General features: G+C 62.7%; 9 protein-coding genes. 2 read left to right on the top strand and 7 right to left on the bottom strand.

Annotated elements, in window-relative coordinates:
- Positions 1-9 precede the first annotated feature (9 nt).
- Entirely contained in the window at positions 10-4,680 is a 4,671-nt protein-coding gene (locus V3W40_RS05380; RefSeq protein WP_330214582.1) for a dermonecrotic toxin domain-containing protein, read from the top strand.
- A 54-nt stretch (positions 4,681-4,734) separates the two neighbouring features.
- Here the strand turns inward: V3W40_RS05380 and V3W40_RS05385 are convergent, their stop codons facing one another.
- Positions 4,735-7,110 (bottom strand): efflux RND transporter permease subunit, encoded by a 2,376-nt coding sequence (locus V3W40_RS05385; RefSeq protein WP_027608582.1) that lies wholly within the window; start codon positions 7,108-7,110, stop codon positions 4,735-4,737.
- A gap of 15 nt (positions 7,111-7,125) precedes the next feature.
- Positions 7,126-8,154 carry a WD40/YVTN/BNR-like repeat-containing protein gene (locus V3W40_RS05390; protein ID WP_174562745.1) on the bottom strand — a complete coding sequence of 343 codons (1,029 nt, stop codon included), beginning with the start codon at positions 8,152-8,154 and terminating at the stop codon, positions 7,126-7,128.
- A 298-nt stretch (positions 8,155-8,452) separates the two neighbouring features.
- Between V3W40_RS05390 and V3W40_RS05395 the strand changes: the two genes are divergently transcribed.
- On the top strand, positions 8,453-9,568 hold the full coding sequence (locus V3W40_RS05395; RefSeq protein ID WP_065927123.1) for a Gfo/Idh/MocA family protein: 1,116 nt from the start codon (positions 8,453-8,455) through the stop codon (positions 9,566-9,568).
- Between the two features lie 69 nt (positions 9,569-9,637).
- Here V3W40_RS05395 and V3W40_RS05400 read toward each other — a convergent pair whose 3' ends face one another.
- From V3W40_RS05400 to V3W40_RS05420, 5 genes are all read right to left on the bottom strand, one after another.
- Entirely contained in the window at positions 9,638-10,456 is an 819-nt protein-coding gene (locus tag V3W40_RS05400; RefSeq protein ID WP_330214583.1) for a hypothetical protein, read from the bottom strand.
- A 141-nt stretch (positions 10,457-10,597) separates the two neighbouring features.
- On the bottom strand, positions 10,598-12,301 hold the full coding sequence (locus tag V3W40_RS05405) for an AMP-binding protein (protein ID WP_074846985.1): 1,704 nt from the start codon (positions 12,299-12,301) through the stop codon (positions 10,598-10,600).
- A 31-nt stretch (positions 12,302-12,332) separates the two neighbouring features.
- The gene (locus V3W40_RS05410) at positions 12,333-13,631 is read right to left on the bottom strand and encodes an acetyl-CoA C-acetyltransferase (RefSeq protein WP_330214584.1); all 1,299 of its coding nucleotides are present in this window, start codon (positions 13,629-13,631) and stop codon (positions 12,333-12,335) included.
- Positions 13,628-14,518, bottom strand: coding sequence for a MaoC/PaaZ C-terminal domain-containing protein (locus V3W40_RS05415; protein ID WP_330214585.1), 891 nt, complete (start codon positions 14,516-14,518; stop codon positions 13,628-13,630). The genes V3W40_RS05410 and V3W40_RS05415 overlap by 4 nt, the downstream gene beginning before the upstream one ends.
- Before the next feature lie 4 nt (positions 14,519-14,522).
- Positions 14,523-15,866, bottom strand: coding sequence for a 3-oxoacyl-ACP reductase (locus tag V3W40_RS05420; protein ID WP_330214586.1), 1,344 nt, complete (start codon positions 15,864-15,866; stop codon positions 14,523-14,525).
- Between the last annotated feature and the right edge of the window lie 2 nt (positions 15,867-15,868).

Raw genomic sequence — 15,868 nt, forward strand, 5'->3', positions numbered from 1 at the left:
TTTATGTCGATGCACGCAACACCCACTACTCATGCGCTGACCGCCCAGGCCGTCAGTGCCCAATTTGCCAGTCGCCCCTCCCTGGAGGCGGTGATCCAACCCTTACTCGGCGCAGCCATTGCCGAAACATACCCCGACTTGATCATCGACCTGTCGCGCACACGCCTGGCAACCCCCACCGGGAAAGGTGGCTGGACCCTGGCCCCCTTGATGACGGTTATCCAGCGCTACCTGGCCGAAGGTGGACCACTGGACTTCAACGAAGTCGACCATCTGCCCTACTACCTGTCGGATGTCCCGCCCAAGCGCCTCAAGCTACCCGGCACCGAGACGCCTGGGCCGGACATGAAAGTCATTGAGGCGCTGATCAAGACGCTGCCGCCCACCCTGCCCATTGCCCTGCAAGACGCATTGGCCGAGTACTGGAATGCCCCGTCAGACACAACAGTCAGCCGCTGGCGCTGGCTCAGCGACATGCTCAGGAGCACCTTGCGCGCCAGCACCCTGCGCCAGCCGGAACTGGACGAGGCCGCCTGGCAAACCCTGGACCAACTCATCACCACCCCGGACCGTGCACAACGCCTGGCCAAACACGGCAACCACAGCGTGCTCGCCTACGGGCTTGAGACCACGCTGAGCAGCAATGGCCAGGCCGATCGCCAACTGACCGAACACATGGTGCTGACCCGCGCCATCAACGGCGTGGCGCCAGCCCTTTTGTGTGCGCCAAACGGGCAAGTCGAATCCTTTGCCTCAATGGACGCGCTCTTGCAGGCCTGGGGCGAGCGCCTGGCGGCGCACTACCAGGCCAGCACGATTACCTGTAATCGTTACGAACCCGAAGGCTCCATCTTCGACCACCAGGCGTCGATGATTCTGAACCAGCAACTGACGCGCCTGGGCGCCCTGCAACTGCCACTCGGCCAAGACCTGCAGACGCTGCACACGCTGTACCTGGAAATCACCGACCCAGGGCTGTGCTTTCTCGACGCCCTGCAAGCCCCTGCGCAAACACTCGCCAGCGTGCGTGCGCAGCTACCGCAGAATCTGCGTGGCGCCAGCCCCGCCGACCGTGCCCGCTACCGCCATTACACCTTGGCCCTGGCGAGCCTGAAACAACGCGCACAGGACCCGGCCCTTGCCACCGACATTGAAGACATCCAACGTTTTACCGTTGCGGCCCTACAACGCGAAATGGGCCGTGAAACAGCCGTCGGCAACGGTCCAGACCAGATCCCGACACAGGGGCTTAACCCGGATGATGTGCAGCTGACGTTCGTGGTTGCCGCCGGTTACCCGGGTGGTGCCGGGATTGTCGAGCACGTGCGCATGAGCCTCACGGAGCTGGCCATCAGAAACCTGAGTGGTCGTCCCAGCGGCGAGTTCACCCTCGCCCATCGCCAGGGCACCCCCTTACCAGCGTGGCTGACACCGGCCTACGTCATCGCCCTGGTTGAGCGAGTGGATATCGGCCAGCATTACCCCCATTACCTCAAGGACCAGTTGCTCAGCGATACGGCCAAGGCCCGCGCCCAGGAAACGCTGTTCGCTGAACACCTGTCGGTACAACTGCCGCTATTGGCGCTGGAGTTGAGCCTCAAGCGCGAAGCCGGTGTGACGCCCGTGGGCGCACGCATGGTCGAGTGCCTGATGCAGGCCACCAGCAGCGAGCAGCAACTCGACGGCCGTGCAGTGGTGATTCGTCATCTGGCGCTGCTGCACAGCCCCGCCGCCCAACCGGACGTGGTGAGCAACATGTACATCATTGAGTTCCAGGACGTCAGCAGCGGCCCGCACCTGCTGTTTCGCCCGCTCTATGCCCAACCGTTGCACGAGTACGCCAGCCACGCCGACCTGCTGGCCGCGATCGCCGCACCTGGCGACATGCAAGCCAGCATCCTGACCTGGCTGCCCGACAACACCAGGCCGATCTACGACAACGGAGGTTTTCACGAACCCCATTACCTGCGGTTCGGCCAGGGCGATGAGTTCGCCCCCAGGGAAACGCCGCCGCCGGCGACCCTGGCACTCGATGGTATCAACGAAGAATTGCAGCAGTGCCTGGTCACGGGCAGCCTGATGCAGTACCTGTTCAGCGATAACGCCCGCGCCTTGGTACAACAGGCTGACCGAGCCTCCGTGTCCAACAGTGAAAGTCGCTGGCAGACCTTGCGCGAAGGCAGCGGTTTGCTGTTCTTCAGTGTTATACAACCCGTGCTGCGCGGCCCGGCAATGCTGATGGGGTGGTTGCTGGCCATCACGACCAGCCTGACGCAAGACATCCAGGCGCTCGGCAGCCAGAACCCCAAGGTCCGTGAACAGGGCAGCATCGACCTGTTGCTGAACGTCGCGCTGTTGCTGCTGGACTTCCCGGCAACGCCCATCACACGGCGCCCGCTGCCGTTGGCGGTCACACCGCCCGCCTCCGCCACCACGCTGCCACGGCGCAGCGCCGAACAATGGCCGGTGCCTGCGCCGGCCCAGATTCGCCAAGGCACCGTCGCCCTGCCCGGCGAGCTGCCGCAGGGCAACCACACCGCCCTGGATTTCAGCTTTGCCCAGGCCCACCAGCGCCTCACCCACAGCCAGCGCATGCGCTTGCAAACCTTCAGGGTTACACCACCTGCCACGTTGCCGCAGCCGGTGCTCAACGGTCCGCGCAAGGGGCTGTACTTGATCGGCACCACCTGGCATGCACGGGTTGACGGTGAGCTGTTTCAAGTCAGCCTGGGGCACGACGCCAGCGTGGTGATTGTGGATCCCGCCGACCCTGATCGCAGCGGCCCTTACCTAAGGACGCAGACGCCCGGCACGTGGACGATCGATACCCGCCTGCGCCTGCGCGGTGGCATGCCCCTGGGCCGCATTGCCGCCGAACGCCAACGTAAAGCGATGCGTATCAGCCAATTGCAAACCGAGTATGAGCAATTTCTCAAAGGCCAGGCGTCGCTGCAGAGCTCCGCCGATGAAGCTCAAGCGGCCATGGACAAAGCCGACAAGGACCCGACGATCGGAGAAACCCAACGGGCCCGGATCCGAAAACAATTTGACAGCGCGCTGCACAGCCAGACAGCGGAATTTCAGAAGATCCTGGACAGCGCCAAGGAACGGGGTGAACTGGGCATCGCATTACCGCTTACACCGCTCGAGCGCATCCTGGAAAATACCGTCAAAAATACGCGCAAGCATGTGGTCGTGGCAGAAAATGACCGGCAAGCCCTCTATCGCGCCAATCAACGCTTTACCCGCGAAGGCCCGGCGTTGTACCTGGCGGTGCTTGGTGAGCCGGCGAGCTACCGGCAGTTTCTCCAGCGGCTGCTGGAGATCAATGAACGCAGCATTCATTGGCTGGAGCTCAAGGACCGCTCCCTGGAACAGCTGTTTGAGCTGAGCCCTGCCGGCGCCGAGAGTGCGACTGGATTGACGGCCGACCGGTCGAACGAAATCAGCGCCCTGGCAGTCAAGGACCTGCACATTCGCTGCTTGAAGCGTTTGATTGTCAAAGACGTTGAACATCCTCTGTTCAATGCCTTGAACACCATCGTCGATCCCTTGCAGGAGCATGTACGCACCCACAGCGAACTCAACAGCCTTGAACTGCCGGGCAGTGACCGCCTGAATGTACTGGAGAGCCTGGTGGAACACTATGGCAGTGCCCTCGACGCCTTGCAGGGCCTTGGCATCCTCGATGCCGAAGTCCTCGACCACACCTACAGCAGCAAACTGTTCACGCTGGTCGAGGCGCTCTACCAGGACGCCAGCCAGCGCCTGGCCAGCGAAATCAAACCGGCGGCACAAACGCCCAAGCGCTTGCCAAAACGCCCGATGAGCAGCCACGGCGCTGCGCCTAAGCGCGTGATCAAGACCCGCCGCAAAGGCACATTCATCGGTGAACTCAAGCCCATCGGCAACGTGGATATCGTCGAAGTTCGCGCCGAGGGCAGCGACCAGTTGCTGGGGATGTATTCACAAAGCGGTGATGAATGGGTTGAATTCGTCCAGGCGCCGGCCCCACAACCGCCGGCGCCGACCCGTAGCCTGAGCGTAGTAAAGGGCCAGGCACGCAAACTCCTGGCCATGCTTCAGGACCACTTGAACCGGGGGGAGGCCTATCGAAAAATCTCCAGGCACCCGCAGGAAGTGCAGGAAATTTTGCAGTATGAAGCCGTGCGCTATGACACCTTGGCCACAGAGCTGCACCGTGCCATCGAAGCCCAACCCGAGGCTAGCAGGAGCGCCGCCGACCAAGCGCTGGTGGTGCAACTGCGCGAGGCCTACTCGCGGTTGAACAGCCAAGGCCAGGCGTTACGTTTGCAACTGTGCCTGCAACTGCCGCCCACCCATGCCAACCTCGAATACCTCATCGACCAGCAACAGGCGAACGTTGCGTTGCTGGGCAAACGTATTCAGTTGGGTGGCCCACGCCGTGACTTCATCCAGGAGTACGCGATCAACGACGCGAAAGGCTTTACGCTGTGGTACGCGCACTTTCACTACCCCGGTGCGAATACGCCCAAGGCCGATTACACGGCCGCCCATTTGAAAACCCGTGAGCAACGCCGCGAGAGCTATTACAGCCTGCTGGCCAAGGCGCAAAGTCCCCAGGCCATCGTCAATGTGCATCGAGGCTTGATCGGCAAACAGCTGGCTGAACGCTGGTTCCTGTCCTTCGAGTCGTGAGACCGGCAATAGCCTGTGGCGGCGGCACTTACGCGTTCGCCACAGGCTGCAGGCTCAGTGGGCGAACAGCGAATTACCCTTCTGCCCCGCCAGCTTCTCAGGCTTGATCAGGAACCGCGCCAGCGCCGGCAACAGCCATAGCGCACCGAACATGTTCCACAACAGCATGAAGGTCAGCATCAGGCCCATGTCGGCCTGGAACTTGATGGCCGAAAAAATCCAGGTGCACACACCGATGGCCAGGCACAGGCCGGTAAACAGCACCGCTTTGCCGGTGGACTTGAGCGTCTGGTAATAGGCTTCCTGCAACGGCAACCCCGCACGCAGGAAGCTCTCCAGGCGACTGTAGATGTAGATGCCGTAGTCCACGCCGATCCCCACGCCCAACGCCACCACCGGCAAGGTCGCGACCTTGACGCCGATACCCATGAACGCCATCAGCGCGTTACCCAGCACCGAGGTCAGCACCAGCGGCAGCACGATGCACAGGGTCGCGGCCCAGGAGCGGAAAGTGATCATGCACATGGTCGCCACACACAGGTACACCAGGATCAGGATGGTCAGCTCGGACTCCTTGATCACCTCGTTGGTGGCCGCTTCGATCCCGGCATTACCGGCGGCGAGGATGAATTCCAGGCCGTCCTTGTTGTTCTCCTTGGCGAAGTCCTGCACCGCATGCACGGCGCGGTCGAGGGTTTCGGCCTTGTGGTCGTTGAGGAACACCAGCACCGGTGCCAGGGAGCAATTGTTGTTATACAGGCCGTCAGCGCGAGCGATGGAGTTGTTCAGCACATCCGGGTTGCGCGACAGGGTTTCCCATTTCAGGTTGCCCTCGTTCATGCCCTTGATCATCTGCTTGGACACGGTCACCAACGAGATCGCCGACTGCACCCCCTCGGTGTTCTGCATCTTCCACATCAACTGGTCGATGGGCGCCATGGCTTCATAGCGCGAGCAGCCTTCGGCCTTGGTCTTGACCATCACCACCAGCACGTCGGAGCTGGTGGAGTAGTTGCTGATGATGAAGTTGTTGTCCTTGTTGTAGCGCGAATCCGGGCGCAGCTCCGGCGCGCCCTGGTCGAGGTCGCCGATCTTCAGGTTCTGGCTGTACCAGAGGCCGCCGCCAAAGGCGACCAGCGCGAGCAGGACCGAGACCGGCGCGACTTTGGGGCTGGCGAATTTCGACAGCAGGCGCCAGAACGGATGTTCGCGGTGCGCGTCTTTCTTGCTCCGGGCGATGGCACGCTTGCTGATACCCGCATAGGAAATCGCCACCGGCAGCAGGATCAGGTTGGTGAACACGATCACCGCCACGCCGATGGACGCGCCGATGGCCAGTTCGCGGATCACGCCGATATCGATGATCAGCAGCGTGATAAAGCCCACGGCATCCGCCAGGATCGCGATCATCCCCGGCAGGAACAGTTGCCGGAAGGTGCGCCGCGCGGCCGTCAAGGCGTTGTCCGCCTCGCTGGATTGCAGGGCGATACCGTTGATCTTCTGCACACCGTGGGAAATCCCGATGGCGAAGATCAGGAACGGCACCAGCATCGAGTACGGGTCCAGCCCGAAGCCGAAGAAGTGCATCAGGCCGAGTTGCCAGACCACCGCCACCAGTGTGGTGCTCAACACGGCGATGGTGCTGCGCAGGCAGTTGGTGAACCACAGCAATAGAACCAGGGTGATGACGAAGGCAACGCCGAAGAACAGCACCACCATCACCAGGCCGTCGATCAGGTCGCCGACCTTCTTGGCGAAGCCGACGATGTGGATCTTGACGTTGGGGTTCTGGGCTTCGAACTTGTCGCGGATCTTGTCTTCGAGTTCATGGGAGAACTTGCGGTAATCCAGGGCCAGCAGCTTGCCCTGGTCCTGCGGGTCCGGGTAGGACTCCAGCAGCGGGATGTCGACGATACTCGACTTGAAATCGTTGGCCACCAGCCGTCCGACCTGGCCGGACTTAAGCACGTTGTTGCGCAGTTGATCGAGGCTTTGCGTCGAGCCGTTGTAGCTCTGCGGGATCACTTCACCGCCGGCGAAGCCTTCTTCGGTGACTTCGGTCCAGCGTACGCTGGGGCTCCACAGCGACTTGAGGCCCGAACGATCGACGCCGGAGATGTAGAACACCTCGTCGTTGATCTGGCGCAGGGTCTCCATGTATTCCTTGGTGAAGATGTCACCGTCCTTGGCCTCCACCGAGATACGCACCGTGTTGCCCAGGTTGGCCAGGTCGTTGCGGTGTTCCATCATCTTTTCGATGAAGGGGTGCTTGAGGGGGATCATCTTTTCAAAGCTGGTGGACGGGCGAATCAACGTCGCCTGCCAGAACAGGAAAATGCTCACCAGCAGGCAGATCACGATGACTGCCGGGCGGTTATTGAAGATCAGGCGCTCAAGAAAGGTCGCTTTATCGTTGTGATGACTGCTCATGCGTTCCCCGCCTTCTTATTGTTTTGTCGGTTCGGCGCCAGTGGGTGTGGCGACGCGAACACCACCCTGCCCGACCAGAATCAAGTTGCCGTTGCCTGCCGCCGTGACGGCCGACAATGAAATACGGTCGGGGCGATTGAACACGCTGAAGGTCTGGCCGTCGTCATGGCTGACCACCACGCTGCCGCCGTTGCCGACCACCACCAGCGAACCGTCTTCGAGCAAGGTGGCCCCCGACAGGCCGAACTCCAGGGCGCCGCGTGCGGCATTGAGCTCGACTTGTTCCCAGGTGCTGCCGAAATCCGTGGAGCGGTAAAGATTGCCGCGCAAGCCGTAGGCCAGCAGGGTTTGGGGTTGTGCGGTGCTGATCACGCCAAACAGCGAGCCCTCGTAGGGGCCTTCGAGTTTTTCCCAGGTCTGACCGTCGTCGCTGGAGCGGAACATGCTGCCCTGCTCGCCGACGATAAACAGGCCGGCGTCCTTGATCCGGGCGATGGCGTTGAGGTGAAACTGGTCTTCATTGTCGAGGCGGTCGCTGACGTCTTCCCAGGTCTTGCCGCCGTCGGTGGTTTCGATCAGCGCCCCATAGGCGCCCACGGCCAGGCCGTGGTGGGCATCGTTGAACCACACATCGAGCAACGGCGCTTCACGCTTGAGGTCTTGATACTGCTGGGTCCAGGTGGCACCGCCGTCGGTGCTGGCGAGGATTTGCGCATCATGGCCGACCGCCCAGCCCTGCTTGTCATCGACGAAATACACCGCCGTGAGCAGTTGCCGGGTGGGGACCTTGGCTTGGGTCCAGGTGCTGCCCTGGTCATCGGAATAGAGGATGTGCCCACGATCACCGACAGCCACCAGGCGCTTGCCGGCATGGACGACATCGATCATCAGGCCTTTGGCGGCCTTGGGGGATTCAATCGCAAAAGAGGTATCGCTGGCGGCCTGGACGACGGTCGGCAACGCGACAGTCCCAAACAGCGAGAGCGCTGCGGCCAGCAACGCAACCCTGCGTGCGGCGCGTGGGCGGCAAACAACCCAACCCATGACAGGCTCACTCATAGACCTTTCTCCCATTTATTATTGTTAGGTCGTCTCGCCTTCCCGGGCCCTGAAACCTGCAATCTAGAGCGCCTGAAGGAAGCAGGGGCCATCCTATCGGGCTTTCGAATCGTCTGACAATCGGTGCTACGTTATCTTTTGTTAACTGACGGCGTTTGGCCATGCCTGAATAGGAGGGTATTAGCCAGGCTGATTAATGAATTTTTATTCCATCTATTGAAATATGGGAATTTTTATTCCATTAATAGCCTTCCTGAAAACAATAATCCAAAGGACCACGGCTATGCGTGAACTCGGAATCGGCTTGATCGGCACAGGCTTCATGGGCCGCGCCCATGCACTGGCCTTCAACAATGCCCGGGCGGTATTTGAACTGCCGGTACACCTCAAGCTGGCCGCCCTGGCCGATGCCGACACCGAACGCGCCCAGCGCTGTGCCACGGCCTGGGGCTTTGCCCAGGCCCACGGGGACTGGCAGGCGCTGATCGACGACCCCGCCGTGGATGTGGTGGCCATCACCACGCCGAACCACCTGCACTTTCCCATGGCGATGGCGGCCATTGCAGCGGGCAAGGCGGTGTACTGCGAAAAACCCCTGGCGGTCAGCCTGGAGCAGGCCGATGCCATGCGCCAGGCCGCCCGCGAAGCCGGGGTGGTGACGCGGGTCGGCTACAACTACCAGCACAACCCGATGATCGGCCTGGCGCGGCAATTGATTGCCGAGGGTGACCTCGGCGACATCATCAGCTTCCAGGGCGAGTTCAGCGAAGACTTCATGGCCGACCCGGCGTCACCGTGGTCGTGGCGCTGTGAAGTGGAGCATGCCGGTGGCGCCCTGGCGGACCTGGGCAGCCACTTGCTGTCGATGGCGCGTTACCTGGTGGGCGATGTGACCGCCGTGTGTGCCGACACCCAGACCGTCCACGCCCAACGCCCGGCCGTCAAAGGCAGCGCCGAGCAGAAAGCCATCGCCGTGGATGACCAGGTGCACGCCCTGCTGCGCTTCGCCAACGGCGCGCGCGGCACGGTGAGCAGCAGTTGGCTCAAGCACGGTTACAAGAACCACCTGAGTTTCGAGATCAGCGGCACCAAGGGCACCTTGGCGTTCGATCAGGAGCGCTTGAATGAACTGCGCCTGTGCCGTGTCGGCCAGGACGGTTTCCAGCGTTTGCTGGCCGGCCCTGCCCTGCCCGGCTACGCAGCGTTCAGCCCGGCGGCGGGGCATCAGTTGGGCTACAACGAGCTGAAGACCCTGGAGGTGCAGGAGTTGATCATGGCGCTGGCCGGCCAGGGCGCGGATGGCACCGACTTTGACGCAGCGTGGGAGGTGGAACGGCTGGCGACGGCGATTCGTGTGGCTGCCCGTGAAGAGCGCTGGGTCAACCTAAACTCGCTCTGAAGCGCAATGCAAAACCCTTGTGGGAGGGGCAAGCCCCTTCCACCTTCAGGTCACCTGCACACATCTCGATCAGCGGAAGTGAAGCCTGTCGAGCATTTCAGGACGCCTGAGGAGTTCCTTCGCCAGCCAGGCCTGGCGACCGTAGTAGGGATGCCTGGTAACGGTCCAGTTGGCAACTTCATGCAGTTTTTCGAGGCTGAAGTGGATGGGCCACTGCGGGTCCTTGAACAGATCGACATCACGCATCAGCTCTCGGGCCAACTCTTTGTCATTCTGGTTTTTAAACATCGTGATGTTGAGGTTGTTTCGATCGATCAGGCTATCCAGCCCGCCGGTGATATGGTGACGGTCCATATCATCGACCAGGTCTCCACGCCTCATCAGTTCCCGTGCCAGGCGGATATTCTGGTCTTTGTCATAATCGCCGGTCAGCGGTTTGCCGGCCATATCCTTCAGGCCGTCCTTGGTGATGATCCCGTGGGGTGCCTTGAAGTCATCGAACCTGTCGAGCAGCATGCGTGATAGGTCCGCATTGCTCTTGCTACCAAAACCGTAGCAGGGCTTGCAGGGGAACGGGTCGGGCCTTGGAGGGCGCTGGGCGCCAAAGCAGTGGCGGACGAACTGCTTGAAATTGCTCATAACCCCCAGGGGCCAATAACCTGCTTTGATCTGCTGTGCACGGTCACGCGCCTCGAAGCCGGCGGTATCCGCGTTCGCGTAAAACGCCGGCGACCGCGGGGTGTCACCCGACTGAAAGCTGATTGAGGCGCTCTTTTGCGGAGTGGCGGACGAATTCGCCGTTGGTTTTGGGGAAGAGCTATTACCCTGATCCACCTCCGAGTCCAGGCGTGAGGAAGTAACAGGTTTATCAAGAGCAGGCGCCAACATCGTTTGATGTCTCCAGTCCGGTTTGGCCAAAAAGTGTCCACCTGCCTGTCCAGCGTCGCACCAGGACGCAGATACACAGCGACAACGCTGGGTTGCAAGTAGTCCTTATGTGGCAGCGTGTCCGAATCAGTTCCTGCTTTTCTAGCGCAAGGCTCGACGCAGCACTTTGCCCACTGTCGTTTTAGGCAACTCGGTACTGCGAAACTCCACATACCTGGGCACCTTGTAGCCCGTCAGGTATTCGCGGCAATGGGCGAGGAGCTGTTCCTGGGTCAGGTTCGGGTCCTTGCGCACCACGATGATCTTGACCTTTTCCCCCGTTACGCCGTCTTCCACGCCGATGGCCGCCACTTCGCCGACGCCCGGGTGCAGCGCCACCACGTCTTCGATTTCATTGGGGTACACGTTGAAGCCCGAGACCAGGATCATGTCTTTCTTGCGGTCCACCAGGCGGATATAGCCGCGTTCATCCATCACGCCGATGTCACCGGTCGACAACCATCCCTCGGCGTCGAGCACTTCGGCGGTGGCGTCCGGACGCTTCCAATAGCCCTGCATCACCTGTGGGCCGCGCACCTGCAGTTCGCCTTGCTCGCCGATATCGGCCAGCTCGCCGTCTTCACGCATAAACCGTACCCAGGTCGACGGCAGCGGGACGCCGATGCTGCCGGTGAATTCCATTTCGCGCATGCGCGCAATGTCGATCGGGCTGATGCTCACCACCGGCGAGCATTCGGTGAGGCCGTAGCCTTCGATGATCGGCAGCCCGGTGACGTCCTTCCAGCGCTTGGCCACCGCCGTGTGCGTGGCCATGCCGCCGGCGATCACCATGCGCAGGTCGGAGAAGTCCCGGGCGCAGAAATCCTTATTCTCCAGCAAGCCGTTGAACAGCGTATTGACCCCGGCAATGCCATTGAAGCGCTCCTTGCGCAGGATCATCTGCACCCGCTTCACATCCCGCGGGTTGGCGATGAGGATGTTGCGCCCGCCCAGGCACATGAACATCAGGCAGTTCACCGTCAGGGAAAAGATGTGGTACAGCGGCAGCAGGGTGACGTTGGTTTCCTGCTTGTCCTGGTCCAGTTGGTCGCCGACCCAGGCCTTGGCCTGCAACAGGTTGGCGATGATATTGCGATGGCTGAGCATCACGCCCTTGGCATCCCCGGTGGTGCCGCCGGTGTATTGCAGGAAGGCCAGGTCGTCGAGGTGCATGTCCACCGGGAAGTGGTTGAGCGCGCGGCCCTGCTTCAGCACCTGGTTGAAACGCACCGAGCCCCTCAGGTTGAACGCCGGCACCTGCTTTTGCACGCGACGCAGGATGAAGTTCATCGCCGCGCCCTTGAAGCTGCCAAGCAGATCACCGATGGCGGCCACCACCACGCGCTTGATGCTGCTGCCGGCGATGACTTTTTCCAGGGTGTGGGCGAAGTTTTCGAAGATCACCACGGTTTCGGCGCCGCTGTCCTTGAGCAAGTGCTTGAGCTCATGGGCGGTGTACAACGGGTTGACGTTGACCACCACCGCGCCGGCCAGGATCGTGCCCAGCAGGCAGATCGGGTACTGCAAGCAGTTGGGCATCATCAGCGCCACGCGGTCGCCCTTCTGTACGCCCTGGCCCTGCAGCCAGGCGGCGAACGCAATGCCTTGCACCTGCCAGTCGGCGTAGGTCATTTCGGTGCCGATGCTGACGTAGGCGACCCGCTCGCGAAATTTCTCCAGGTGCTCCAGGAACACCTCGCGCAACGACGGGTAGTCCTCGATACCGGCATCGATGTCCGCCGGGACGCCGGGCAGGTAAGCGTTCAACCAGACCCGTTCGGTGTGTTCCAGGCTGATAGCGTTCATGGCAGTCTCCTTATTGTTGTTTTTGATGGGGCTACTTTTCGACGATAGCGGTAATGCCCAGCCCGCCCGCCGCGCAGATGGAAATCAGGCCGCGACCGCCGCCCCGCTCGTGAATGGCCTTGGCCAGCGCCGCCAATTGCCGGCCACCGGTGGCGGCAAACGGGTGGCCGCAGCCTAGAGAGCCGCCGTTGACGTTCATTTTGGCGCGGTCGATGGCCCCCAGCGGCGCCTCCAGGCCGAGCCGTTCGCGGCAGTAGTCGGCGTCTTCCCAGGCCTTGAGCGTGCACAGCACCTGGGCGGCAAACGCTTCGTGGATCTCGAAGAAATCGAAGTCGGCGAAACTCAGTCCTTCGCGCTTGAGCATGCGCGGTACGGCGTAGGCCGGCGCCATCAGCAGGCCTTCGCTGCCGTCGACAAAATTCACCGCCGCCGTCTCGCCCGTGCGCAGGTAGGCCAACACCGGCCAGCCATGGGCCGCCGCCCAATCTTCGCTGGCCAGCAGCACCACCGAGGCGCCATCCGTCAGTGGCGTGGAGTTGCCCGCCGTGAGGGTACCGTGCTGGCGGTCGTAGGCCGGGGACAGGCCGGCGAGTTTCTCCAGGCTGGCGTCGGCGCGCAGGTTGTTGTCCCGCGCCAGGCCGCGATGGGGGCTGATCAGGTCGTCGAAGAAACCGCGCTGATACGCGGCATCCAGGCGCTGGTGGCTGGTGAGGGCCAGCTCGTCCTGGGCCAGGCGCTTGATCTGCCAGCGCTGGGCCATTGCTTCGCAATGTTCGCCCATGGACAAGCCGGTACGCGGCTCGCCATTACGCGGCAACAGCGGCTTGAACAACATCGACGGACGCACCTTCAGCAGTGCCTTCACCTTGTCGCCCATGCCCTTGGCGCGGTTGGCCGCGAGCAAAGTGTGGCGCAGGGATTCATTGATGCCGATGGGCGCGTCGGAGGTGGTGTCGGCGCCACCGGCGATGCCCACGTCGATCTGGCCGAGGGCGATCTTATTCGCCACCAGCAAGGCCGCTTCCAGGCCGGTGCCGCAGGCTTGCTGCACATCGTAGGCCGGGGTCTGCGGGGACAAGGTGGTCGACAGCAGCGATTCACGCGCCAGGTTGAAATCCCGTGAATGCTTGATCACCGCGCCGGCGGCAAACTCGCCCAGGCGCTGGTCGTGCAGGTTGTAACGGTCGACCAGGCCTTGCAGCGCCGCCACCAGCAGGTCCTGGTTGCTGTCGTGGGCGTACACCGTGTTGGAACGGGCAAACGGGATGCGGTTGCCGCCGATGATCGCCACGCGGCGGGTCGGGGCCGGGTTGAAGCTGTAGTCACTCATGTAGGGCTCTCATTCCAGACAAATAGCCCGCGCATATGCGGTTTGTCGCCGGTGAAATTGCGCACTTCGAATTCGCGCCGCGGGCCGCTCACGGGGTGTTGCCACAGGGCGACCTGGCCGGGCAGGAAGATCGGCAGCTTGAAGTCGCAATGGGCTTCGGCCTGATCCAGGCCACCGGGGGGTTGTTGAGCGGCCAATGCGCGGCCAAGGGTCCACATGCCATGGGCGATGGCGCGGCGAAAGCCAAAGAGCCTGGCGCCGATCAGTGAGGTGTGGATCGGGTTGAAGTCCCCCGAGACCTTGGCGAAGCGCCGCCCCAGATCGGCGGGCAACACCCAGCGCTGGGTGCGCAACAGGCCCTCCTCCTGCAACGCCAGCGCGTCTTCCCACGGCTCGCCGACGGGATTTTTCACCTCGCGGCGCAGGTACAGGCTGTCGCTTTCCCACACCAGGCTGCCGCTGCTGTAGGCACGGGTGGCGATGCTCAGCGCCTGGCCCTTGGCGTGGGCCACCCAACGTTCGCAAAAGACTTCCAGGCGCAGCGCCTGGCCTTCCTGCAGGCGCTGGTGCTGCCGGATGCGGTTGGCCAGGTGCACCATGCCACTGGCCGGGTACGGAAAACTCGGACGGGTCAGCAGCATCAGGTGCAGGGGGAACGCCAGCACATGGGGGTACGACAGCGGCACGCCTTGTTCGCGGCGAAAGCCACAGGCACGGCCGTAAGCCGCAATGCCCGCAGCGGACAATTCCACCGCCGAGCGCACCAGGCGCTCCCTGGGCAACAGCGGTGCGCCGTCGAGTTTGGGTTTGCGCAGGCCACGTACGCCGTCCAGCAACAGGCGCGTGCGTGATGGCGGTGGGTCGATGATCTGCGTCACGTAGTCCATGGACTCAGGCTCCCAGCAGGCTTTGGCCGCACACGCGCACGACCTGCCCATTGACCCCGCCCGACGCCGGGTGCGCCAGCCAGGCAATGGTTTCGGCCACATCGATCGGCTGACCGCCCTGGGACATCGAGTTCATGCGCCGCCCCGCTTCGCGAATCATCAGCGGAATTTTTGCGGTCATCTGGGTCTCGATAAACCCCGGCGCCACCGCGTTCACCGTGACCTGTTGCGCCGCCGCACGCGGGGCCAGGCCTTGCACCAGGCCGATCACGCCGGCCTTGGAGGTGGCGTAGTTGCTTTGCCCGAGGTTGCCGGCAATGCCGGAGATCGACGACACGCACACGATACGCCCCCCCGGATTCAGGCCCTGGCTATCCAACAAGGCACTGCTCAGGTGCAACGGTGCTTCGAGGTTGACCGCCAGCACGCTGCGCCAGGCCGCCTCCGTCATCTTGGCGATGGTCTTGTCGCGGGTGATCCCGGCGTTGTGCACCACCACATCGAAGGCACCGTATTGGCTGACATGGGCATGCAAATGGGCAGCGGCGTCCGCTGCCGTGATGTCCAAAGGCAGCGCCGAACCGTCCACACTCGCGGCCGCCTGTTGCAGCGAGTCCCGGGCCTGGGGCACGTCCACGCAGACCACATGGGCGCCCTCGCGGGCCAGGACCTGGGCGATGGCCAGGCCAATGCCTCGGGAAGCACCGGTGACCAGCGCGCGTCGGCCGGCGAAGGGTTTGTCCCAATTGACGGCGACCTGCCCATCCACCGGTTTTTCCAGGCGCACCACCTGCCCCGACACATAGGCCGAACGCCGCGACAGGAAGAAACGCAGGCTGCTGTCCAGTGCGTCTTCCGCTCCCGGAGCCACGTACAACAACTGCACGGTGATCGCCCGGCGCAACTCCTTGGCCAATGAACGCACCAAGCCTTCGAGCGCACGCTGGGCGATGGCCTGGGGCAACTCGGTGCAGTGTTCCGGCGCGGTGCCCAGCACCACAACGCGGCCATGTTGGCCCAGGCGTTTGGCGTTGGCGTGGAAGAACTCATAGAGCTCGCCCAGTTGTTGCAAGCCGGTTATGCCGCTGGCATCGAACACTGCGCCCTGCACCTTGACCGTGGACGGCGCCTTGAGCGTCGCCGGGGTGGCGGTGACCGTGTCGGTGGCGCTGAACACCTGTTGCACCTGCGCAGCCAGGCGCCCTGCCCCGGCGACAATCACCGGGTTGGCCAGGCCTGGCTGGCCGCTGCGGTGACGCTGCAACGGCACGGGCTGGGGCAAGCCCACCACCTGGGCCAGACGACGGCCCCAGGGGGAATTGACGAACGATAGGTAGCTGTCACTCATAG

Origin of the sequence: Pseudomonas sp. AM8, from assembly GCF_036346475.1 — a bacterium.
GTDB classification, from domain to species: domain Bacteria; phylum Pseudomonadota; class Gammaproteobacteria; order Pseudomonadales; family Pseudomonadaceae; genus Aquipseudomonas; species Aquipseudomonas marginalis.